Genomic DNA, 22,264 nt, shown 5'->3' with positions numbered 1-22,264 from the left:
GCTAAGAGTCCGTCTGGAAACTCGCGAAAAAGCGAGTTTCGATGCGGTGCCGGCCCGCAAAACGCGCCTTCAGCGCGTTTCAAACAGTCTCTAAAAGATCAACCGTCCGCCAACGACGAGAAGCGTCCCCGCCAGGATCGGGCGCAGGAACGTGTCGGACACGCGACTCGATATGAGGCTGCCGACGATAACCCCCGGGATCGACCCGACCAGTAATGACGCCAGCAAACCAAAGTCGACCGAGCCCATTGCCCAATGCCCCAGCCCGGCGATCAGCGTGAGCGGGACGGCGTGCGCGATGTCCGATCCGACCAGCCGGTTCACCGGCGATTTCGGATAGAGGAGGAGCAGCACGGTCATCCCGATCGCCCCGGCGCCGACCGACGACAGCGATACCAGCACGCCGAGCACCGCCCCCAGGATCACGGTCAGGCGACGAATACGCTCTGGCGACACGGTGTCGAGCACCGGCGCGAAATGGATCAGGATGCGGTTGCGAAACAGCATCGCCGCCGCCGTCGCCACCAGCGCGAGGCCCAACGTCACCGTGATGATGTGCGCGGTTGCCTCAAGCCATTGGCCGGCATTGGCCAGCACGGCGAGGGTCAGGACGGTGGCCGGCACGCTGCCCAGCGCCAGCCGCCGCACGATCTGCCAGTCGACAGTACCGCCAGCGCGGTGGACCGCCGTGCCGACCGATTTTGTTACCGAGGCGTAGAGCAGGTCCGTGCCGACTGCCGTCACCGGGTGGAAACCGAAGGCGAGGACGAGCAACGGCGTCATCAGCGATCCGCCGCCGACGCCGGTCAGGCCGACGAGCAGGCCGACGGCGACGCCGGCAATGGCGTAGAGCGGATTGATCGCGAACACAGCCACCGGCTATCTGGCGGCGGCGGGACGATAGGCGGGGTCGCGCCTGTCGATCGCCGTCTGCCATACCCGCAAAACGTTGCCGCCCCACAATTTGGCGATCCGGGCATCGTCATAGCCACGGCGTTTCAGTTCGGCGGTGACGTTGCGCGTCTCGCCGACATCGGCCCAGCCGACCAGGCCGCCGCCATGGTTGAAGTCGGTGGACAGCGCGACATGGTCGATGCCGATGCGCTTGACCGCATAATCGACCGCGGTGACCAGATCGGCCACGCCGGCCTTGGGTTCCTTGCCGACGATATCGTGATACCGGCGGTCATAATCGGCGCGGCGTTCCGGCGAGATCGGGGGCGCGCCCGGGACCAGGCCGAACTCGGTGTTCAGCGCCGCGACCGCCTTCAGCGTCGCCGGCGAACGCGCGCGCAAATAGGCGCTGAACGCATTGATCGCGATGACGCCGCCATTGACCTTCAGTGCATCGAGTTGCGCATCGGTCAGGTTGCGGGAATTGTCGACCAGGCTGCGCAAGTCGGAATGGCTGGCGATGACAGGCGCGCGGCTGAGCTTGAGGACCTGGTCGAACGCCGCGTCGGACAATTGCGAGACGTCGATCAGGATGCCGAGGTCGTTGAGCCGCTTGACCGCGCGTTGGCCGAGCGGAGACAGGCCGCCATTTTCGCCGGGACGATCGCCCAGGGGCAGCGCGGGACGCGAGGAATCGGCGAACTGATTGTTGCCGGCATGGACGAACCCGGCGATCCTGACCCCGCGGGCATAGAGCCGATCGAACCCATCGAGATCCTCGCCCAGCGGCCACGCATTGAGCAGGCTCTCGACCAAAGCGAACCGGCCGCTCGCCACGATGCGGCGGAGATCGGCCGGCGACAAGGCGATCGCGGCCAGCTTGGGGTTGCGCTGAGCGATGGCGTGGATCGCGGCGTCGCGTAACTGAAGGTCGGCCCACGCGGTGGCCAGCGAGGCGGCGTCGCGCGCGCCCTGCGCCACGAACAGCGCAATGGCGGCGCTGGTCAGCCCACCGCTCCTGGCGCGAACCAGATCGAATTGCGATGTCGGATCGTCTCGCCCGGTCCAGCCCGGCGTCAGCGCGGACTTGGGCAAGTCGAGATGCGGGTCGAACGTGATCGTCTGGGCGGCGAGCGGCGCTGCGCCGACCAGCGCGGCGAGCAGCAGGAATCGAAGGCGCCGATCGGACAGGATTGCCTTGACCATGGAGTTGCGCATGGGATCTGCCTTGTTACATTACTGCATATAATTTCCATCAATACGATGGGAGATGCAATCACTTGGCGCTTTAGCGCGGCAAAGAACAGGTTGTGCGTTTGGCCGGACCCTTGCCGCATCCCGCCATCGAGATGGAAACGATAGGTTATTGCCCGGTCCGCATTGTGCACTATAGGGGCGCCCTGGACGGAGCGGCGCCTGCCGAACCGTCCAGGATCGCGTCGGTGCCCCGAAAGGGGCTTAAAAGGGAATGTGGTGAGGACCCTTGGTCCGACTCCACAGCTGTCCCTGCAACTGTAAGCGGCGAGCGCGATGCACATGTCCGGATCGTTCCGGACAGCCACTGGGCCGATGCGCCAAGCATCCCTGGGAAGGCGTGTGTCAAGCCCTGACCCGTGAGCCAGGAGACCTGCCGGCGCGTGGTCGCTCTTGCCGTGGTCCAGGGAAAGGCCAAGGCACGGTATCTCCGTCTGAGCGACGAACCATGCGGCCGGGGCCGCAGGGGTTGCGTGGGTGAACGGGCGCTGATCGGCGTCCGCCCGTCGTCGCGCGATCCGTCGTTCGTAAAGGACGGCCAGCCCCTGTCGTGTCTTCGCTCGACGCCAGGGGTAAGACCATGTTGACCAGGACGTTCGTTTCCGTCGTCGCGCTGATCGCCGCGACGCCCGTGCTCGCACAGAGCAATCCGACCCGGCCCACCATCGACGACCAGGGCGACGAAATCATCGTCACCGCCTCGCGCTCGGGCGACGGCGTGGCCGTCAAGAACCTCGGCGCGTCGGTCACGATCATCGATGCCTCTGCCATGGAGCAGCGCCAGACACGGATCGTGGCCGACGTCCTGCGCGACGTTCCCGGCCTGGCCGTCAACCGCACCGCCGGCGGCCTGACCGACGTCCGCGTGCGTGGCACCGAGGCCAACCAGGTGCTCGTCCTGATCGACGGGATCAAGGCGTCCGATCCGTTCCAGGGCCAGTTCGATTTCGGTACGCTGATCGCCGACGAGGCGGCCAAGATCGAGGTGCTGCGCGGCCAGCAATCGTCGCTCTACGGCTCCGACGCGATCGGCGGCGTGATCCAGTACATCACGCTGACCGGGGCGGAAGCGCCGGGCATCCGGGTGCGTGCCGAGGGCGGATCGTCGCGCACCGCGTCGGGCGGCGTGCGCGTCGCCGGCGTGGCCGGCAATCTCGACTATGCCTTGTCCAGCTCGCTCTATCGTACCGACGGCACGCCGACCGCGCGCAACGGTACGCGCGATATCGGCTATACGAACGTCGGCGCCAGCGCGAAGCTGACCTGGTCGCCGTCGACGATCTTCACGCTGACCGGCGTCGCGCGCTACAGCTTCACCGATTCGCTGGCCAACAATACGGCGTTCAGCGGGCCCTTGTTCGGCTATATCGTCGACAGCCCCGGCGTGCGGTTCACCAACAATGCGTTCTATGGCCTGGTGCGTGCCGAGCTCGCGCTGGCGGATGGCCGGTGGACCAACGCGCTGACCGGCCAGGTCGCCGACACGACGCGCAAGGGCTACACCAGCCTGGGCCTGAACAATGGCGACAAGGGCCGCCGCTACAAGGGATCGTACGAATCGAGCTTCCGGTTCGGCCCCGACAGGTTCCAGAGCCGGGTGACCGGCGCGATCGATGTCGAGCGCGAGGAGTTCCAGAACATCACGCCGTCCTCGTTCACCTTTCAGGGCAGACGGCACACGGACAATATCGGACTGGTCGGCGAATACGACCTGCTGATCGACGACCGGCTGTCGCTCGGCGCCTCCGTCCGGCGTGATTTAAACACGCGGTTCGACGACGTGACGACGTGGCGCGCGCAGGCCAGCTATCGGTTGGCCACCGGCACCCGGGTACGCGGCGCCTATGGCACGGGCGTCAAGAACCCCGGCTATTACGAACTCTACGGCTTCTCCGATGGCCGCTACATCGGCAATCCGAACCTGAAACCGGAAAAGTCCAAGGGATGGGAGGCCGGCATCGAGCAGGATTTCGCGGACAACAAAGCGACCATCGGCGCGACCTATTTCGACAGCAAGCTTGAAAACGAGATCTTCACGACCTTTCCGGCGCCCCTGTTAATCGCGACCCCCGGCAACCGCACGACGTTATCGCGCCAGCACGGCGTCGAGTTCTTCGTGTCGGCGCAGCCGATCCCGCAACTCCGCTTCGATCTCGCCTACACGTATCTCCGCGCGCGCGAAAATGGCGTGGTCGAAGTGCGTCGCCCGAACAACATCGCCAGCCTGAACACCACCGTGTTCAGTGCCGACAAGCGATTCTCCGGCACCTTGACGGTGCGGTATAACGGCCGCCAGACCGACGTCGCCTTCACCAACCCCAGCTTCGTGCCCGTCACGGTTTCGCTGCAGGAATATGTCCTCGTCAATCTGAATGCCGAGTACAAGATCACCGACCGGGTTTCGTTGTTCGGCCGCGTCGAGAACCTGTTTGACGAGAAATACGAGGAAGTGTTCAGCTTTGCGACGCCGGGCCGAGCGGCCTATGGCGGGGTGAAGGTCAGCTTCTGATGAAGCGTTCCGCGCCTCGGCTCCTGGCCGGGCAGCTGGCCGTCGCGCTATGCCTGACCGGGTGCGGCGCGGCGGGGCCTGAGATCCCGGCGCGGACGGCATGGCCCATGCGGGTGATGTCGATGAACCAGTGCACCGACCAGCTGGTCCTGGCTCTCCTGCCGCCCTCGCGCATCGCGTCGGTGACCTGGCTGTCGCGCGATCCGCGTTACTCGGCGATGGTCGGGGCGGCGCGACGCGTCGCCATCAACCGGGGGGCCGTCGAGGAGGTGATCGCGACGCGCCCCGATTTGATCGTCAGCGATGCCTTTTCCAATCCGGCCGGACGCGCGTTGCTTGAGCGTCTGCGCCAGCCCCTGTTGTCGATCGCCGACGCCGAGGACATCGCCGCGATACGACGCAACGTCCGCGATCTGGCGGCGGCGCTGGGCGTGCCGCGGCGCGGCGCGGCACTGATCGCCCGAATGGACCGGCAGATGTCCGCCTTTGCCGCGGCACCGCCAATTCGGGTGGCAGTATGGGGACGCGACGGCATGCGGGAGAGCCCCTTGCTGGCCACGGTGATTGCCGCAGCCGGGCTGGTGGACGTGACCCCCGCAACCGGACCCGCCGATATCGAGGCGCTGCTGCGCGCCGCGCCCGACTTCCTGATCGAAGGCGGCGGCGACAATGGCGGCGCGTCGCTTGGCGACGAGCGTCGGGACCATGTGCTGGTGCGGCGTCGCTGGCCGTCTTCGCGGATCCTGCGCGTGCCGGCGCGAGATACGATCTGCGGCACCCCGGCGATCGGCGATGCCGCCATGGCGCTGCGCGCGCAGGTGCGCGCCGCGATCAGGCGCAAGGGATGATTCGCTGGCTCATCCCGCTGCTGGTGGCGGCGCTGATCCTGGCCGGCGCCGCTTCCCTGCTGGCGGGCAGTATCTGGCTGTCGCCCGCCGCGCTGATCGAGGCCATCGTTGCGCCGCGTCCGACGCTTGCCGGCCTGATCATGACCGAAATCCGCTTGCCGCGCCTGATCCTCGGCATCCTTGTGGGCGGCATTCTCGGCCTGTCGGGGGCGGTCCTCCAGGGACTGCTCCGCAATCCGCTAGCCGAGCCGGGCCTCCTTGGTGTCTCGACCGGAGCGTCGCTTGGCGCGGTGGTCGCGATCTATTACGGGTTCGCGTCCAGCTTCACGCTTGCCGCCCCGCTGTTCGGGCTGGTCGGCGGCCTCGTCACCGCGGGCCTGGCGCTGGTCCTGTCGCGGAGCGGGGGAACGCTCGCCTTGATCCTGGCGGGCGCCGCGGTGTCGAGCATTGCGGGGGCGGGCGTCAGCCTGGCGCTCAACCTGGCACCCAATCCTTATGCCGCCTATGAGATCATGACCTGGCTGCTCGGTTCACTGGCCGACCGCAGCTGGGACCATGTGCGGCTGGCGGCGCCCTTCATCGCGGTCGGCGCCGTGCTACTGCTGCTGACCGGGCGCGCGATCGACGCACTGGCGCTGGGCGAGGCACAGGCCGAGAGCCTGGGCATCGACGTCGGCCGGATCCGGTTGCTGGCCCTGTTCGGCACCGCATTCGGCGTGGGCGCGGCGACGGCCGTGACGGGTGCGATAGGTTTTGTCGGGCTGGTCGCGCCGCACATCGTCCGGCCGCTGGTCGGGCACCGGCCTGGCAGGACGCTGGCCCCCGCCGCGCTGGCGGGAGCCTTGCTGGTGGTGGTGGCCGATATCGCGACCCGCATCATCCGGCTCGGCCCCGAGCTCAAGCTGGGCGTGCTAATCAGCCTGATCGGCGCGCCGTTCTTCCTGTGGCTCGTACTCCATCTGCGAAGGACGGCGCCGTGAGCGATCTCGTCCTGACAGGCGTCAGCGTCCGCCGGCGCGGGCGGCTGGTACTCGACGGGGCGAACGCCCGATTCGCCGCGGGCCGGCTGACCGTCGTCATCGGCCCCAACGGCGCCGGCAAAAGCACGTTGCTCGTCGTCGCGGCCGGACTGCTGGCGCCCGACAGCGGGACCGTAACGCTGGGCGGCGAGCAGCTCGCAACAATCGGTCGGCGCGGATTGGCGAGTCGACGGGCCTACCTGCCGCAGAACCCCCGCGTCGACTGGGCGATCACCGTCGAGCGCGTGGTCGCTTTGGGTCTTACGCCTCACCTGCCCGCGTTCGGCGATCTTCCGGCGGCGTGGCGTCCCCTGATCGACGCGGCACTTACCCGGCATAACCTTGACGGCCTGCGCGATCGCGCGGCGACACGACTGTCGGGCGGCGAGCTGGCGCGCGTGATGCTCGCCCGCGCCACAGTCGGCGATCCCGAGCTGCTGATCGTCGACGAACCTACCGCCGGCCTCGATCCCCGGCATGCCATCGATGCCGCGCATCGACTGCGCGCGCTGGCCGATGCCGGGCATACGGTGGCAGTCGCGCTGCACGACATCGACTTGGCGATGCGCATCGCCGACGATGCCGTCGCGATAAAGGCGGGCAAGGTCATCGCGGCCGGCCCGGCCGACACGATCTTCACCGAAGCGGCGCTCGGCGGGCTCTACGACGTACGGGTTTGCATCATACGCGACGCCGACGGCGCGGCGGTGCGATTTCTCGACTAGGTCCATTGACGAGTATCGGTCGACTTATCGATAATCAGAACATATATCGAACGCATGTCCAAGCTCGATGCCCGCGCAAAACTCGCCATTCTTGCCGATGCCGCCAAATATGATGCCAGTTGCGCCTCCTCAGGCACGGTCAAGCGCAACTCACAGAACGGCAAGGGAATCGGGTCGACCGATGGCGGGATGGGCATCTGCCACGCTTATGCGCCCGATGGCCGATGCATCAGCCTGCTCAAGATCCTGCTGACGAACAGCTGCATCTTCGACTGTCATTACTGCATCAACCGCAAGAGCAGCAATGTCCGCCGCGCGCGCTTCTCGGCCGAGGAAGTGGTCCAGCTAACACTCGCTTTCTATCGCCGCAATTACATTGAGGGGCTGTTCCTGTCATCGGGCATCATCCGATCTTCCAATTATACGATGGAGCAGATCGTCGAGGTCGCGCGGTCGTTGCGCGAGGACCATGACTTTCGCGGCTATATCCATCTGAAGACCATTCCCGATGCCGATCCCGCGCTGATCCACCTTGCCGGGCAGCATGCCGATCGCCTCTCGATCAATGTCGAGCTGCCTACCGCCGCCGGGCTGGCGCGGCTGGCGCCCGACAAGGATGCTGGCCGGATCGATGGCGCGATGGCCGGGATGAAGCACGCCATCCTCGACGCCGGCGACGCTCGTAAACGGTACAAGGCCGCACCCCGCTTCGCCCCGGCCGGCCAGTCGACCCAGATGATCGTCGGTGCAGATGGCGCCACCGACCGCGATATCGTCGGCCGTGCCGCGGGCCTTTACGACCGCTTCGGCCTGCGCCGCGTCTATTACTCCGCGTTCAGCCCGATCCCCGACGCCAGCATTGTCCTCCCGCTCAAGCGCCCGCCGCTGATGCGCGAGCATCGGCTGTACCAGTCCGACTGGCTGATGCGATTCTACGACTACACCCCCGACGAGGTCGCCGCGGCGGCCGACGAGGCGACGGGCATGATGCCGCTGGACATTGATCCCAAGCTGGCATGGGCGTTGAAGTTTCGCGACCGCTTTCCGGTCGACATCAACCGTGCGCCGCGCGAGATGCTGCTGCGCGTGCCGGGCCTTGGCACCCGCGCGGTCGACCGGATCGTCGCGGCGCGGCGATGGCGGCGGCTGGAGCTGGTCGATGTCGCGCGCCTGACGGTATCGCTCGCAAAGGTGCGGCCGTTCGTGATCGCCAGCGACTGGCGACCGCTCACGCTCAGCGACGCCGCCGACCTGCGCCCGCTGGTCGCGCCCAGGGTTCGCCAGATGGAGCTGTTCGGGTGAAAGTGCCGGGCGGGTCGTTGCCAGACATTGCAGGCCGACCATGCGTCTGGTGACGCTCGCCGAGGAAGACGATTTCACCGGCTGGCGGGACGCGGTGCGTGCGCTGGTGATCGCCGGGGTCGCGCCGGACCAGGTCACATGGCAGGTCGGCGAGACGGCAAGCGACCTGTTCGGCGATGGCTCGCCCCCCGCGGGTACGCCGGTAGGCGCCTTTTCGGTGCCGCGCGCCTTCATCGATCTCGCCCGCAATGCGATCCTCCACCACGACCCGGAACGCTTCGCGCTCCTCCACCGATTGCTGACCCGGCTGGGCGATCGGCCGCGACTGCTCGACGACCAGGCCGACCCGCTAGTGCGCACGGCCGAGGCGCTCGCCAAGGCGGTGCGGCGCGATATCCACAAGATGCGCGCGTTCGTCCGCTTCCGCGAAATGGCGGACGATGCGGGCGCGCGCTATGTTGCCTGGTTCGAACCGGAGCATCATATCGTCCGCGCCAATGCCGGTTTCTTCGTCGAGCGCTTCGCTGCGATGCGCTGGTCGATCCTGACGCCCGGACTGTCGATTCACTGGGACGGCGCAATGCTGGGCGAAGGTCCGGGCGCGACCAAGCGCGATGCCCCCGACGGCGATCCGGTCGAGGACGTTTGGCGGACCTATTATGCGTCGATCTTCAACCCCGCGCGAGTCAAAGTCGCCGCGATGCTCAAGGAAATGCCGCGCAAATACTGGAAAAACATGCCGGAAACGACGTTGGTGCCGCAACTGATCGCAAGCGCGCAAGCGCGGGAGGCAGGGATGGTCCAGGCGGCACGGGTGAAGGCTGGGAGCAATGTCGAAGGCGCCTGGGCAGCGCTGCGCGACGAGGCGGCGGCGTGCACGCGCTGCCCTCTCCATCGCCAGGCGACGCAGACGGTGTTCGGCGAAGGTCCGGTCGATGCCGCGATGATGTTCGTGGGCGAGCAACCGGGCGACCAGGAGGATTTGGCCGGCCAGCCGTTCGTCGGACCGGCGGGGCAGGTGTTCGACCGCGCGCTGGCCGAGGCGGGCGTCGACCGCGCCCGCATCTACGTCTCCAACGCGGTCAAGCACTTCAAGTTCGAACAACGCGGCAAGCGCCGCATACACGCCAAGCCCAACGGCCCCGAAATCGACGCCTGCCGCTGGTGGATCGAGCAGGAGGTGATGCTGGTTAGGCCTCAGGTGACGGTGGCGCTGGGCGCGACGGCGGCGCGGTCGCTGCTCGGCCGCACGGTCACGATCGGGCGCGAGCGCGGCCGGCCCATCGACCTGCCCGATGGCAGCGGCCAGGCGTGGATCACCGTTCACCCGAGCTATCTGCTCCGCCTGCCCGACGAGGCCGCGAAGGCGGCCGAATATGCGCGCTTCGTCGATGACCTGCGCGCGGCGGCGGCGTTGGTCGCCTGATCCGGTATCAGGGCGTGCCGCCCGCCACCGGCCGACAGGCGGTGGAACGAAGCGGGAGGCTATCGTCGAAACCGCTTGCTCGCCCAAACGGCGCTTGCCAGCGTCGCGCGCGCAATCCCTCGGGCGTCGCCACGATCAGCCAGTCGGCATCGTCGACGAAGCTCCGCCCGCCGCTGCGCGAGACCAGCGGCGACAGGTCGAACACCGACCGCGCCGCACGGGGATGGTCGCGCCCGGCAAAGGCGAGCAGGCAATAAGGCGCGCCGGCCGCCGCCGACCGCGCGCGCATCGCCCAGATCGGCGCCATGACCGCCGCTGCGGCGACCAGCAGCGCCAGCGTCGACGCGGCGACTATCGCCAGCATCACCCCGGGGCCCCTCGATTTCGATCGCGCCCGCACGCCAATCCCGGCCGCGATCAGGGCTGCGATCAGGAACGCCGCCACATGCGCCAGCCAGGCCGGCCGGGCGCCGGCCAGCCGGTTACTCAGCCAGTGCATCGCCAGCACGCCCGCCAGGATGCCGACCGGCAGCATCCAGGACAATGCCCGCATGTCGCGCGGCGTGATCATCGCGTCGAGATCGCCGCGCCAGCTTTGCCAGGCCAGCCGCACCGCCAGCGCTGCCGCCGCCAGGGCGATCCAGCCGACGAGGATGAGGTTGCCCAGCCCCAGCCGGTCATGGTCCTCGCCAAACGGCGTCGTATGCGCCTGGAGCAGCAGCAAACCGGCGATCAGCGCAATCGACCCGAAGGCGATCCCCGCCGCACGCGCCGGCAACACCGCCGCGAACGGGGGCAGCGCGGCGAGGATCAGCACTATGTACACCAAGCCCATGCGCCGATGCCTAACGGCTCGAGCCTAATCGATCACTACCTCGTGACGTGGTCGCGTAGGACGCACCGGTGGATTTCGCCTTTCCATCGCGGCATCGATCCGCCATCCCGCCGGCCATGATCGAGCGCATCCTCGCCGTGCTGGCCGGCTTCACCATCTGGGTCATCTCGTCGGGGGGCTATCTCGGCATCGCGCTGCTGATGGCCATCGAGAGCGCGTGCGTGCCGTTGCCCAGCGAGATCATCATGCCGTTTGCCGGCTATCTGGTCTCGACCGGGCGGTTCGACCTGTTCCTGGCGGCGACGGCGGGGGCGATCGGGTGCAATCTGGGGTCGATCGTGGCCTATGAGATCGGCAAGCATGGCGGGCGCCCGCTGGCGCTCAAATGGGGCCGCTACGTGCTGGTCGGACCCGGCGAGATTGACATCGCCGATCGCTTCTTCGCGAAACATGGCGGCCTTGCCGTGCTGATCGGGCGGCTGTTGCCCGGCATCCGGTCGTTCATCGCGTTTCCCGCCGGGGTTGCGCGAATGAAGCTGGTGCCGTTCCACGTCTATACCTTTCTCGGTTCCTGGCCCTGGTGTTTCGGGCTGGCCTGGGCCGGCATGAAGCTGGGCAAGGCGTGGAACAGCGATCCCTGGCTGAAAACGGCGTTCCATTCGATCGAAATGCTGATCGCGGCGGTGATGGTGGCGGGGGTTGCGTTCTACATCTGGCATCGCGTCAGGGGGCTGAAGGCGCGGACCGAGCCGCCGCGCGTGCCGTGATCGCCAGCACAAGGGCAAGCGGCGCCGCGAGCGCGAGATACAAGGAGACTCCCGCAAATGGCGACCAGCCCAGCCAGTCGCTCGGCAGCGTGCGCAGGATCCCGCCGCGCCAGTCAACCGCCAGGATCGGGTCCCATAGCGGAAAGGCCGCATCGGCCGGCGCCAGCGTATCAGCGGCGGCGATCGCCAGGTTGATCGCGATCGACAGCGCCAGCAACACGCCGACTACCACCCGCTCCCACATCCGGCGCAGGCCCGCCCAGAACGGCGCAAGCCCGACCGCCAGCAGCCCCAGTGCCGCCACCGAATGGCGCGGGCCGGTCGAGTTGCCGCCGTCCCAATAGACATAGGCGGCGTTGACCAGCAGGATGGCGGCAATCGCCCCCGCCAGCATCAGCGCCGTCGCGCGCTGCCGCCGCGCGAGCTGCCACAGCCCGGCGGGCGCCAGGACCAGCACCGGAGCTACCCACAGCAGCCCGCGACGCTTGCCGGCGACGATTTCGACCAGCACGCGCGCGTCGGGCAGAGCCAGCCCGAACAGCCCCTGGTTCATGCCGTCAAATCCGACCACGCCCTGATAGCCCAGCCGGAACGGCGTGCCGAACGCGACCAGATTATAGGCGACCAGCGGCACCAGCAGCACGACCGCACCGGCGATGGCGGCAGCGGCGAGCGGCCGGACGGCACGCAGCCGCCATATTCCCCAAAGGGCGATCACCGACCCCGCCAGCACCGACTGCAGCTCGATCAGCGCCGACAGCCCCAGCGCGCCACCCGCCAGCGCGGCCAGCCCGAGGCGCCGCGCTTCCCCGGCCCGCCACAATGCCCAGACCGCGATGACGAGCAAGGCCGCGACCGGAGCATGGCCGAACAGGGTCGTCGACCAGCCCCAGATCGGTGTTCCCAAGGCAAAGCCCAGGCTGGCGACCAGCGCCGCAATCGGATCGCCGGCCAGGCGCAGCGCCAAATCGTGCAGCGCCGCCGCCGCCAGCGCGGTTAGCACGGCGGTAATCGATGCCACGGCCAGGATCAGCCGCAACCGCAGGAAACGCTCGAACGTCGGATCGAACACCGTCTGCGGCAATGGCCCGCGCCAGCGCCCGCCGATCGGGTCAGCCAGCGCCACCGCCGGCAACGCCAGCAGGGTCATGCCGGGCGCCTTGTCGCAATAGAAATGGCCGTCGAACCGGGCCTTGTCGATCGTCAGCGCCTGGTATTCGTCGATCGTCGCATCGCCCTGTTCGACCAGCGACATCGCCGCGAACAGCCGGACCGTCTGGTTGGGGTTCATCGGCCACGATCCGAACCAGACGCACGACAGCCATATCAGCGCCGCCAGCGCCAGCCGGGTGATCGCCGGGCGGCTTACCGTTTCAGCCAAACAGCCAATGGCCGAGCAGACGGTCGAAGGGAAAGGTGAAATAGCCGGCGATCACCAGCGCCCCGGTCACCAGTCCACGTACCGTTCCGCGATGCCCGGCGACATTATGCGCCCGCGCGGTCAGCCAGACGCGCGGCGCCATGATCAGCACGAAGATCGACAGGATATGAATCCAGGTGAAATGACCGGGCCGGATCACCTGGACGAACAGGCTGATAAAGGCGGTCGCGACCATTGCCGCTACCCACAATCTGCCCAATTGGCGGTGCAGTCGCGTCCCGCGCGGACGCAACAGCATCCACGGCGTCAACGCCAGGGCGACGATGATCGTCGCCAGGTGCGTCCAGACCAGTACCGGCACTTCGCCCCATTGCCCCCGCCCCTTTGCCAGGGCGACGACCATTGCGGCCAGCAGCAATGTCGCTGCGGCCGCAAGGAAGCGCTCATAGAGATCGGGGGTGATCGGCCGGCGCGACGCACCGCCCTTGATGAAGATACTCACCATGCCATGCTCCCTGCCGAAGACGACGATAGGCGATCATGCTGGGCGCCACAGCCGGGAATTGACCACGCCAGCTATTGCCCCTGCTTTTCGTCGGCATCTCGCTCGCGGTCGGTCTGCTTCGATTCCTTGAACTGCATCCGCGAACAGCCGATCCCGCCGCCGGGTCCGACCGCCGAACACGAGCCGATGCCGGAGCCGCCGACATCGGTGGTACCCTGCGCGCGCACCGCCCAGCTTTCGTTCTGGGGGGTGATCTTGAACTCCCGGAGCTCCTTGGGGACGCGGAATTGTTCGGACGCGTCGCGCCGCGTGCATATCACGATCTCGTTGCCGCTGCTGTCGGTCGGGCAGCGCTGATTGCCGTAAAGCACCAGCACGCCGTTGACCGGTGCGCCCTTGGCGGTTTCGACGGGGGCAGTCGGCGCAGGCTTGGCCGGGCCGACCGGCGGGCCGGCGGTCTGGGCCGTCGCCGGCAGGGCCGTGGCGATGGCGATCGCCGTCGTCAATATCCTCATCCTCATCCTCCTCACACGCGCCTCGCCGTCGCGATCGCCACCCGGCACCCCAGCCGGATCATCGCCGACAGCAGCGGATAGGCGATCGCTCGTTCCGCGCCGCCGGCGATCGCCGTCTCGCGATGGTCGACCTCCTCGGCGCGGAAGTCGGCGACCGCCGCCGACAATTCCGGATCGCTATCGCCCAGTTGCTTAAGCTGCTCCGAATAATGCAGGTCGATCTCGGTCTCGACCGCGGCGGTGCAGGCCATCGCCGCCTCCGGCCCCAGCGCCGCGGTCACCGCACCGAGCGCATAGCCGCCGATGCTCCACAAAGGCTGGAGCAGGGTCGGCCGCACGCCGCGCGCCACGATCACCCGATCGAAGAACACCCGGTGGCGTTGCTCCTGCCCGGCCATGCCGGCGATCGAGCGCGCCATCGGGCTGCGGTCGCCCATCACGGCCAGCTGCCCGGCATAGATGCGCGTGGCGCCGAATTCCCCGGCCTGGTCGACGCGGATCATCGCATCGCTCGCCGCGCGGCGATCCCCGGGGCGCCAGCGCGTCACGTGGCGCGCCCCCGCCGGGTCAGCAACGCGATCGCGGCCAGCGCGCCGGTCAGCGAGAGGAGGGCGTTGAACCCGGCCAGCGACACGCCGTGAAACGTCCATTGCGCGACGTCGCAGCGCACGATCGGCGCGCGCATCATGTCGTTGAGCGCATTGCCGCTGTTCCCCATCGTCCGCGTGCACGGCGTGAAGCCGGGCCACCAGTGATATTCGACCCCGGCATGGAGCACGCCGATGACCCCGCTGGCGGCGATTGCCAGCGCCGCCAGCACCACCAGCGCGCGCCGTGGCAGGCCGGGCGCAAACGCCAGCAGCGCGAGCACCAAGGCGGCGTAATGCGGCCACCGCTGCCAATGGCACATCTCGCACGGATAGAGACGGCCGATCAATTGCGCGCCCCAGGCACCGCCGAGCAGAGCGGCGGGCACCAGCAGCACCACCAGGCGCGCAGGACGCAGCCCACCCATGTCGCGGGTCAGCGCTTCGCCACGGTGGGCGCGGGCGCGGGCGACAGCCGCCCGAGCGTCTGCAGCGCATAATAAAGCTGGAAGTCGGCGACCCCCTTCTTCTTGAGCGCGTCGGCGGTCGCGGAGAACCTGGGATCGATATTGGTATCCTCCTCCAGGATCGCGTTGTCGGCCTTGACCTCGTTGACCAAATGCTTGCGCAGGTCCGCCTCGCGGAACACCGGGCGCGATTTGTAGTCTGGGTCGCTGATCTGCGGCACGGCGATATCGGGGCGGATGCCGCCCTCCTGCACCGATCGGCCCGACGGCGTGTAATAGCGCGCGGTGGTCAGCCGGAGCGCGGTCGAATCGTCGAGCTGGAGCAGGGTCTGGACCGACCCCTTGCCAAAGCTGCGCTCACCCATGATCAGCGCGCGGTGATGGTCCTGCAACGCGCCGGCGACGATCTCCGACGCGGATGCGGTGCCGGCATTGACCAGCACGATCACCGGCAGGCCGCCGGCATCGTCGCCTGGCTTGGCGTAATAGCGCTCGATGTCGCTCTTCTCGCGCCCACGCTGCGAGACGATCTCGCCCGACGACAGGAAGGCGTCCGAGACCTCGACCGCCTGGCTGAGCAGCCCGCCGCCATTGTCGCGCAGATCGACGACATAGCCGACCGGCTTTCTGCCCAGCGCCTTGTCGATGCCGGCGATCGCGGCGCGGACGTCGGCGCCGGTATTCTCGGAGAAGGTGTTGATGTTGATATAGCCGATATCGCCCTTCACTTCCCATTTTACGGGCTTCTGGATGATCACCTCGCGAACCAGCTCGATGTCGATCGGCTTGTCGCGGCCGGGGCGGACGATGGTCAGCGCGATCCTGGTGCCCGGCTTGCCGCGCATCGAGGTGATCGCCTCGTCCAGCGTCTCGCCATAGATCAGTTGGCCGTCGATATGCGTGATATAGTCGCCGGCCTTGATCCCCGCGCGAAAGGCCGGCGTGTCCTCCTGCGGCGCGATCACCTTGACCGCACCGTCCTCCATCGTCACCGACAGGCCCAGTCCCCCGTAATTGCCCTCGGTCAGGATGCGCATGTTCTGGAAATCGACCGCATCGACATAGGAGGAATGCGGATCGAGGCTGGCCAGCATGCCGTCGATCGCGCCGCGGATCAGCTTCTTGTCGTCGACCTTCTCGACATAGGTCGCCTTCACCCGGTTGAAGACCTCCATGAAGCGGTCGATCTCGTTATAGGTCTCGTTGTCGACCGCCGCCATCGCCGCGGTCGCCATCGGGGCGAGCGCCAGCGCGCCGGCAATCGCCGTCGCCTGGAAGAACGAAAGTGCACGAGCCATAGGGACAATCCGATATTGGGGAAAAGACGCCGGTTGCCACCCTAGCGGGGTTTAGCCGATGTCGCCAGTCGCGCCGCTATCCGGTCAAGGGCACCAGATCGACCGCGCGGTCGCGGCGGCGCAGCTCGACCGTGACCACCGGCTGTGCCACCTGCGGCGCGGCACCCACGCGGTCGCCCTGGGCGATGTTCCGGCCGACCTGAACGTCCAGCGCGCCCAGCCCCGACAACAGGCTGGTCCAGCCGCCGCCGTGATCGATGATGACGACATTGCCGTAACCGCGGAACGCCCCCGCAAAGGCGATCCGACCGCGGGCCGGCGCGATCACCGGCGCGGCGGCGGTGACGGCGAAACTCAGCCCGCGTGACCGCACGCCCGAATCGGACAGCTCGCCGAAACCCGTGACCAGCCGCCCGGCGACCGGCAAGCGATAGGGCGCCGTGCGGATCGTCCACGGCAGCGCGGTCGCGACCTCGTCGCCCGGGCGCGGCGACGGGCCGGGCAACCGTCCCAACGAGGCGCCGAGGCCGGCCGCGCTTTGCGTCGTCTGCATCTGGTCGACCAGGTCGCGCGCGCGTTCGCCCAGGCCGATCGCACGATCGCTTTCGACCAGCGCGTCGCGGCCCAGATCGCGCGATTTCAGGCGGTGCGCGGCGGCCATCCGCGAATAAGCGCGCCGCGTCGTTTCAAGCCGCGTGCGGCTTTCGGCAAGCGCCGCCGCCGCCACCGCCTGACCCGCGCGCAGCCGCCGCGTGCGGTCCAGCCGGACGCGCAGGCCGGCGGTCCGCGCCGCGACCACGGGCAGCGTGCTGGCCAGCACCGCGCGGACATGGACCAGGTCGTCGAGACTGCCGGGCTGAAGGACGCCCAGCACGCTCGGCCGCAGCGCGAACGATTGCAGCGCCGCGATCAGTCGGACGATCGGTCCCTGTTCGGCGGCGAGCCGCGTCCGCTGATCGGCGAGCAGGCGGTCGACCAGCGCGATCCGGGCAGTGGCAGCGGCGATATCCGCTTCGGCCTGGCCGACCCGCGCGGCGATCGCAGCCTCCTGCGCGCGCGCCTTGGCCGCCGCGTCGCGTTCACCGGCGGCGGCGGCGTCCAGCATCGCCGCGCGTGCGGCGGCGGCGGCGGACTGCGCGCGTGCCTCGACCAGGCGGCGCTGCTGCTCGGCGACCGCCAATTGCGCGCTGCCCTGGCCAACGGCGAGCGCGGCGGCAAACGGCGCCAAGGCGAGGAGCAGGATCCGCTTCACGCGATCATCCTTCGCGGTGATAGGGGTGGTTGGCAAGGATCGACGTCGCGCGCCACAATTGCTCGGCCAGCATCGCGCGCGCCAGCAAATGCGGCCAGGTCAGCCGGCCGAACGACAGCAGGTAATCGGCAGCGGCACGCTCTTCCGCCGAGAAGCCGTCCGCTGCGCCGATCATGAACCGCACCTCGCGCACGCCCTCATCGCGCCACCGGCTCAGCCGTCCGGCGAACACGATCGATCCAGGCGTGTCGCCGGCCTCGTCAAGCAGGACGATCCGGGTCTGCGGTTCGACCCCCGGCAGCTTGCCGCCGGTATCGGGGAGCTCCGTGACGCGCGTCGGCCACGCGACGCGTTTCAGGTAGCGATCGACCAGTTCGGCCTCCGGACTGCGGCCGATCCGCCCGCGCGCCACGATATGGAGGAGCATCGGGGCGTCCGCTACCCGCTCTTGATCGAAGCCATCCGGGGCGACTGCACCCGGCAATCGCCAGCGGAGGGGCAAAGTTCACATAAGTTCACGGTGTCGTCCGCCCTCAATGGTCGCCGCCGGATATGCGGTCGCTGTGATCTAGGCGATCTGGGATCCCGGGCATCTGGCAGTCTCGCCGCCTGTAGGACAGGCGGATAATGTCAAAACCGGCGAGCCGATTCGGTCGCGCCGCTCAGTGCGGGGTCGCGACCGGCGTCGGCGCATCGCCGAACGCCCACATGCGCTCCAGATTGTAGAAGGTACGGACCTCCGGGCGGAACAGGTGGACGATCACGTCTCCGGCGTCGATCAGCACCCAGTCGGCGGTCGGCAGCCCCTCGATCCGCGTCGTGCGCCCGGTCTCGGCCTTGATCCGCTCGGCCAGCTTCTGCGCCATCGAGGCGACCTGGCGCGTCGACCGTCCGCTGGCGATCACCATATGGTCGGCGATCGAGGACTTGCCGGCAAGCGGGATCGAGATGGTGTCGACCGCCTGGTCGTCGTCGAGGCTCGACAGGACGAGCCGGTGCAGCGCCTCGACGCCATCGGCATCGGACGATCGATAGGCATTGGGGGATGTGGCCAAGATAGCTCCTAAGGTGCCGTCGGGTCGGGTGAACGAGGCAGGAGACGGCGCTGCCACGCGGGATCGGCCCAGCCAGGATTCAACTGGCGCAGCCGCGTTGCGGAAGTCGGGTCGGGGCGAAAGCGCAGCAGCACGAGGGCCGGCAATCTCCACGTCGTCCAGTTCTTCGCCTGGCATGCGGGCCGGAAGAAGCGCCGCAACCAACCCGCCGCGGGGGCCGCGTGGGCAGCATGGTCATACCCCGGACGCGCGATCACCGCAATCGGGATTGATTGCGCGATCCGGCGCCACCCCTTCCACCGGTCGAACGTCGCCAGATTGTCCTCGCCCATCAGCCACACGAAGTCGATCCGCGCGTAACGCCGCTGGACCTTGGCCAGCGAGTCGACGGTGTAGCGCGTGCCCAGCCGCGTCTCGATCGCGCTGACCCGGATCGGCGCATGCCTGGCCATCGCCCGCGCCGAGGCGAAGCGCGCGGCGAACGGCGCCATGTCCGCCGCCTCGTCCTTCAGCGGGTTGCCGGGCGATACCAGCCACCACACCTCGTCCAGCCCGAGCGCCGCGATCGCCGCCACGCTGATCGCGCGATGCCCCGAATGCGCCGGATTGAACGATCCGCCGAGCAAGCCGACGCGCATCAGGGTTCAACCCGCCAATCCTCGCGGGCGTGATGCACGCGCAGCACATCGATCCGGTTGTCGATGATCCGGTAGATCAGAATGTACATGGTCTGTATGACGCGCCACTTGCACGCAACAGAGCGGTCGAGCGCCGGACCGGCATGAGGCATCGTGGCGAGGAATGCGGCAGCGCGCTCGATCCGCTCGATGACCTGCTCGGCGCGCGCTTCGCTATGGCATGCCCAATAATCGTCGATCGCCTCCAAGTCGGCGATCGCTTCATCGGACCAGGATACGCCGGTCATGCGGCGCTATGCCGACGCCTCCGGTCGCGCAGATTGGCAAAAACCTCGTCATGCGGTGTCAACTCGCCGCGATCGGCCGAATTAATTCCAGCCTGCACGAATGCCAGGAAATCGGCTTCGCTCTCGGCGACTCGACGGATCGCCTCGGCCGCGAACCAGGCGCGGCTCCGTCCTTGCGCCGACGCGACCTTGTCGACCAGTCCCAACGTTTCGGCATCAAGGCGCGTGGTAATGACAATGCTCTTGCTCATATCGTCATTGTATACATCCGACGACAATTATCAAGGTCGCACCTGCCCCGTCCCCCGCCCGATCCATTTGTAGGTCGTCAGCCCTTCCAGCGCGACCGGTCCGCGCGCGTGGAGACGGCCGGTGGCGATGCCGATCTCCGCGCCCAGCCCGAACTCGCCGCCATCGGCGAACTGGGTCGAGGCGTTCCACAGCACGATCGCCGAATCGACCTGGGCCAGGAAGCAATCGGCGACCGCCTCGTCGCTCGCGACGATCGCGTCGGTGTGATGCGATCCATGACGGGCAATATGCGCCAGCGCGCCGGCGACGCCGTCGACAATTGCGACCGAGGCGATTGCGTCTAGATATTCGGTATCCCAGTCGGCGTCGCTGGCCGGTGCCACCGCCGGATCGATCGCCTGCGTCGCCGCATCGCCGCGCAAGGCGCAGCCTGCGCTGGCAAGGGCGCGCAGGATCGGCGCGGGATCGGCAAAGGCGCGGTCGATCAGCAGCGTTTCCATCGCGCCGCAGATACCGGTGCGGCGCATCTTGGCATTGACCGCGATCGCCGCTGCCATCGCCGGATCGGCCGAGCCGTCGACATAAACGTGGTTGATGCCGTCAAGATGCGCGAGTACCGGCACCCGCGCCTCGGCCTGGACGCGCGCGACCAACCCCTTGCCGCCGCGCGGCACGATCATGTCGATCAGTCCTTCGCCGGCCAGCATCGCGCCGACCGCGGCGCGATCGGTGGTGCCGACCAGCTGCACCGCATCGGCGGGCAGGCCGGCCTGCTCCAGCCCCGCGGCCAGCGCGGCGTGGATCGCGCGGTTGCTCGCGATCGCTTCCGACCCGCCGCGCAGGATCACCGCATTGCCCGCGCCGAGGCACAGAGCGGCGGCGTCTGCGGTGACGTTGGGGCGGCTTTCGTAGACGATGCCGATCACCCCGATCGGTACGCGCACGCGCGACAATGCGAGGCCGTTGGGGCGTCTGACCGTGTCGATCATCGCGCCGACCGGATCGTCGAGCGACGCGATCGCGGCGACGCCGTCGGCGGTGGCGGCGACGCGCGCCGGCGTCAGTTCGAGCCGGTCGAGCAGCGCCGGCGTCAGCCCGGCGATGCGGCCGTTCGCCATGTCAATCGCGTTGGCGGCGAGGATGGCGGGTGCCGCGTCGCGGATCGCCCGCGCCATGGCGTCGAGACCGCGCGCCTTGTCGGCCGACGACACGCCCGCGAGCCGCCGCGCCGCGGCGCGCGCGCGCGCGCCCAGCGCCGCGATCAATGCGGGCGCGTCGAGCTCGATATCGCCGATCGCGTTCATCGCGCGTGCGCTATCATGACTGCGGCGGCGATGCCATCGATGTGCCAGTGGCGGGGAATGGAAACGGCCGGCGACATCACTGCCGCGGCCATGGACATCGCCGGGTCGCACCGATCAGCGGCAGGGGTAATGCTGGTCCATATAGGCGTAGAATGCGCGGCGTTCGGGCTGGGCGCGTTGCGGCGCCGGCAGCGCGCGATAGGCGACAATGAGGTCGCCAGACTTCAATTGCGCCTGGCCCCTCGGCGGCAGGCAGGCGCGCGGCGGCTTGCCGGCGGCGACCGCCGCATCGACATCGGCGCGATAGGCGGCGGCATCTTCGCCGATCCGGTGCGTGACAGCCAGCACTTCGGGCCACTGCGCCATGGCTTGCGCCGGAGCGAAGACGGTCTTCGCCTTGGCCTGCATCGCGTCATATTCGGCGAGGAACTGGTCGACCGTGATCGGCGGCAGGTCGGCGGCTGCCGCGCCGGCCGCCAGCACGACCGCGACGATGCCCCCGGCGATGCTCGCCCGCCGCACCTCAAGCGCCCGCGGGCGCCGGGTTGCCGAACGGGCCTTTCGGCCGCCGGGTGCGCGGGATCGACGTGCCGCCCGCGGGCACGATCGTCGCGCTGGCGCCGGGATCGGGCCGGCCGATATCGCCGTCGCTCAACAGCTTCTTGATCTCCTCGCCCGACAGCGTTTCGAAATCGAGCAGCGCGCCGGCCAGAAGGTGAAGCTGGTCGACATGCTCGCTCAGGATGTGCTTGGCGCGATCGAGCCCGCCCTGGACGATGCCCTTGATCTCGTCGTCGATCAGCTGCGCGGTGGAATTCGACATCCGCACCGGCTGCGACGACGAATAGCCCAGGAACGATTCGCCCTCCGGCTGGGCGTATTCGACCGGCCCGACCTTGTCCGACATGCCCCATTTGGTGACCATGTCGCGGGCAAGGCCGGTCGCGTATTGGATGTCCGACGACGCGCCCGACGACACCTTGTCATAACCGAAGATCACTTCCTCGGCGACACGCCCCCCCATGCTGACCGCCAGGTTCGCATACATCTTGTCGCGGTGATAGCTGTACGAATCGCGCTCTGGCAGGCGCATCACCATGCCCAGCGCGCGGCCGCGCGGGATGATCGTCGCCTTGTGGATCGG

General features: G+C 68.2%; 24 protein-coding genes, 1 pseudogene and 1 riboswitch. Of the genes and pseudogenes, 7 read left to right on the top strand and 18 right to left on the bottom strand.

The features are described 5' to 3' along the window. Positions 1–90: 90 nt before the first annotated feature. Together ACFE7K_RS05260 and ACFE7K_RS05255 are read right to left on the bottom strand one after the other, a co-directional pair. Positions 91–870: a sulfite exporter TauE/SafE family protein gene (locus tag ACFE7K_RS05260; RefSeq protein WP_375397202.1), complete on the bottom strand. Its 780-nt coding sequence runs from the start codon at positions 868–870 to the stop codon at positions 91–93. A gap of 9 nt (positions 871–879) precedes the next feature. Next, on the bottom strand, positions 880–2,112 hold the full coding sequence (locus ACFE7K_RS05255) for a dipeptidase (RefSeq protein ID WP_375397122.1): 1,233 nt from the start codon (positions 2,110–2,112) through the stop codon (positions 880–882). Between the two features lie 205 nt (positions 2,113–2,317). Next, a riboswitch (cobalamin riboswitch) is annotated at positions 2,318–2,544 on the top strand. A gap of 184 nt (positions 2,545–2,728) precedes the next feature. Here ACFE7K_RS05255 and ACFE7K_RS05250 point away from each other — a divergent pair. From ACFE7K_RS05250 to ACFE7K_RS05225, 6 genes are read left to right on the top strand one after another with little or no spacing between them, the layout of a single operon-like run. Then, on the top strand, positions 2,729–4,657 hold the full coding sequence (locus tag ACFE7K_RS05250) for a TonB-dependent receptor plug domain-containing protein (RefSeq protein WP_375397121.1): 1,929 nt from the start codon (positions 2,729–2,731) through the stop codon (positions 4,655–4,657). Continuing rightward, positions 4,657–5,505, top strand: a complete 849-nt coding sequence (locus ACFE7K_RS05245; RefSeq protein ID WP_375397120.1) for an ABC transporter substrate-binding protein — start codon at positions 4,657–4,659, stop codon at positions 5,503–5,505. Before ACFE7K_RS05250 ends, ACFE7K_RS05245 begins: the two co-directional genes overlap by 1 nt. Continuing rightward, positions 5,502–6,485, top strand: coding sequence for a FecCD family ABC transporter permease (locus ACFE7K_RS05240; protein ID WP_375397119.1), 984 nt, complete (start codon positions 5,502–5,504; stop codon positions 6,483–6,485). The genes ACFE7K_RS05245 and ACFE7K_RS05240 overlap by 4 nt, the downstream gene beginning before the upstream one ends. Beyond that, complete coding sequence (locus ACFE7K_RS05235) at positions 6,482–7,249, top strand: ABC transporter ATP-binding protein (RefSeq protein ID WP_375397118.1); 768 nt, start codon at positions 6,482–6,484, stop codon at positions 7,247–7,249. Before ACFE7K_RS05240 ends, ACFE7K_RS05235 begins: the two co-directional genes overlap by 4 nt. A 54-nt stretch (positions 7,250–7,303) precedes the next feature. After that, positions 7,304–8,551, top strand: coding sequence for a putative DNA modification/repair radical SAM protein (locus tag ACFE7K_RS05230; protein ID WP_375397117.1), 1,248 nt, complete (start codon positions 7,304–7,306; stop codon positions 8,549–8,551). Positions 8,552–8,591: 40 nt separating this feature from the next. Beyond that, complete coding sequence (locus tag ACFE7K_RS05225) at positions 8,592–9,977, top strand: UdgX family uracil-DNA binding protein (protein WP_375397116.1); 1,386 nt, start codon at positions 8,592–8,594, stop codon at positions 9,975–9,977. Between the two features lie 7 nt (positions 9,978–9,984). On the opposite strand, the gene ACFE7K_RS05220 is transcribed toward ACFE7K_RS05225, so the two are convergent. Beyond that, positions 9,985–10,812 carry a hypothetical protein gene (locus tag ACFE7K_RS05220; protein WP_375397115.1) on the bottom strand — a complete coding sequence of 276 codons (828 nt, stop codon included), beginning with the start codon at positions 10,810–10,812 and terminating at the stop codon, positions 9,985–9,987. Between the two features lie 116 nt (positions 10,813–10,928). On the opposite strand from ACFE7K_RS05220, the gene ACFE7K_RS05215 reads away from it, so the two are divergent. Beyond that, positions 10,929–11,579, top strand: a complete 651-nt coding sequence (locus tag ACFE7K_RS05215) for a DedA family protein (RefSeq protein WP_375397114.1) — start codon at positions 10,929–10,931, stop codon at positions 11,577–11,579. On the opposite strand, the gene ACFE7K_RS05210 is transcribed toward ACFE7K_RS05215, so the two are convergent. From ACFE7K_RS05210 to ACFE7K_RS05140, 15 genes and pseudogenes are all read right to left on the bottom strand, one after another. Then, complete coding sequence (locus ACFE7K_RS05210; protein ID WP_375397113.1) at positions 11,536–12,960, bottom strand: hypothetical protein; 1,425 nt, start codon at positions 12,958–12,960, stop codon at positions 11,536–11,538. The two genes, ACFE7K_RS05215 and ACFE7K_RS05210, sit on opposite strands and share 44 nt — an antisense overlap. Further along, complete coding sequence (locus tag ACFE7K_RS05205; protein ID WP_375397112.1) at positions 12,953–13,465, bottom strand: DUF2306 domain-containing protein; 513 nt, start codon at positions 13,463–13,465, stop codon at positions 12,953–12,955. Before ACFE7K_RS05205 ends, ACFE7K_RS05210 begins: the two co-directional genes overlap by 8 nt. A 71-nt stretch (positions 13,466–13,536) precedes the next feature. After that, a complete protein-coding gene (locus ACFE7K_RS05200; RefSeq protein WP_375397111.1) occupies positions 13,537–13,980 on the bottom strand; it encodes a hypothetical protein in 444 nt (147 codons plus the stop codon). Positions 13,981–13,991: 11 nt separating this feature from the next. Continuing rightward, positions 13,992–14,483 carry a demethoxyubiquinone hydroxylase family protein gene (locus tag ACFE7K_RS05195; RefSeq protein ID WP_375397201.1) on the bottom strand — a complete coding sequence of 164 codons (492 nt, stop codon included), beginning with the start codon at positions 14,481–14,483 and terminating at the stop codon, positions 13,992–13,994. Positions 14,484–14,524: 41 nt separating this feature from the next. Continuing rightward, positions 14,525–14,995: a disulfide bond formation protein B gene (locus tag ACFE7K_RS05190; protein ID WP_375397110.1), complete on the bottom strand. Its 471-nt coding sequence runs from the start codon at positions 14,993–14,995 to the stop codon at positions 14,525–14,527. Between the two features lie 8 nt (positions 14,996–15,003). After that, on the bottom strand, positions 15,004–16,332 hold the full coding sequence (locus ACFE7K_RS05185; RefSeq protein WP_375397109.1) for a S41 family peptidase: 1,329 nt from the start codon (positions 16,330–16,332) through the stop codon (positions 15,004–15,006). Between the two features lie 76 nt (positions 16,333–16,408). Next, positions 16,409–17,584 carry a murein hydrolase activator EnvC family protein gene (locus tag ACFE7K_RS05180; RefSeq protein ID WP_375397108.1) on the bottom strand — a complete coding sequence of 392 codons (1,176 nt, stop codon included), beginning with the start codon at positions 17,582–17,584 and terminating at the stop codon, positions 16,409–16,411. A 4-nt stretch (positions 17,585–17,588) separates the two neighbouring features. Next, positions 17,589–18,011 carry a 23S rRNA (pseudouridine(1915)-N(3))-methyltransferase RlmH gene (locus tag ACFE7K_RS05175; protein WP_375397107.1) on the bottom strand — a complete coding sequence of 141 codons (423 nt, stop codon included), beginning with the start codon at positions 18,009–18,011 and terminating at the stop codon, positions 17,589–17,591. A gap of 235 nt (positions 18,012–18,246) precedes the next feature. Then, positions 18,247–18,639: a ribosome silencing factor gene (gene rsfS, locus ACFE7K_RS05170; RefSeq protein WP_375397106.1), complete on the bottom strand. Its 393-nt coding sequence runs from the start codon at positions 18,637–18,639 to the stop codon at positions 18,247–18,249. Positions 18,640–18,647: 8 nt separating this feature from the next. Next, on the bottom strand, positions 18,648–19,277 hold the full coding sequence (locus ACFE7K_RS05165) for a nicotinate-nucleotide adenylyltransferase (RefSeq protein ID WP_375397105.1): 630 nt from the start codon (positions 19,275–19,277) through the stop codon (positions 18,648–18,650). Further along, entirely contained in the window at positions 19,277–19,564 is a 288-nt protein-coding gene (locus ACFE7K_RS05160; protein ID WP_375397104.1) for a type II toxin-antitoxin system RelE/ParE family toxin, read from the bottom strand. Before ACFE7K_RS05160 ends, ACFE7K_RS05165 begins: the two co-directional genes overlap by 1 nt. Next, on the bottom strand, positions 19,561–19,815 hold the full coding sequence (locus ACFE7K_RS05155; protein WP_375397103.1) for a CopG family ribbon-helix-helix protein: 255 nt from the start codon (positions 19,813–19,815) through the stop codon (positions 19,561–19,563). The genes ACFE7K_RS05160 and ACFE7K_RS05155 overlap by 4 nt, the downstream gene beginning before the upstream one ends. Before the next feature lie 30 nt (positions 19,816–19,845). Then, complete coding sequence (locus ACFE7K_RS05150) at positions 19,846–21,120, bottom strand: glutamate-5-semialdehyde dehydrogenase (RefSeq protein WP_375397102.1); 1,275 nt, start codon at positions 21,118–21,120, stop codon at positions 19,846–19,848. Between the two features lie 114 nt (positions 21,121–21,234). Then, positions 21,235–21,642 (bottom strand): hypothetical protein, encoded by a 408-nt coding sequence (locus ACFE7K_RS05145; protein WP_375397101.1) that lies wholly within the window; start codon positions 21,640–21,642, stop codon positions 21,235–21,237. A gap of 1 nt (position 21,643) precedes the next feature. Then, a pseudogene (locus ACFE7K_RS05140) lies at positions 21,644–22,264 on the bottom strand (cell division protein FtsH); the annotation flags it as partial.

This window comes from uncultured Sphingomonas sp. (genome assembly GCF_964244265.1).
Taxonomy (GTDB): domain Bacteria; phylum Pseudomonadota; class Alphaproteobacteria; order Sphingomonadales; family Sphingomonadaceae; genus Sphingomonas.
The sequence above is the reverse complement of the archived record's forward strand: the minus strand, read 5'-3'. Positions and strand labels throughout refer to the sequence as shown.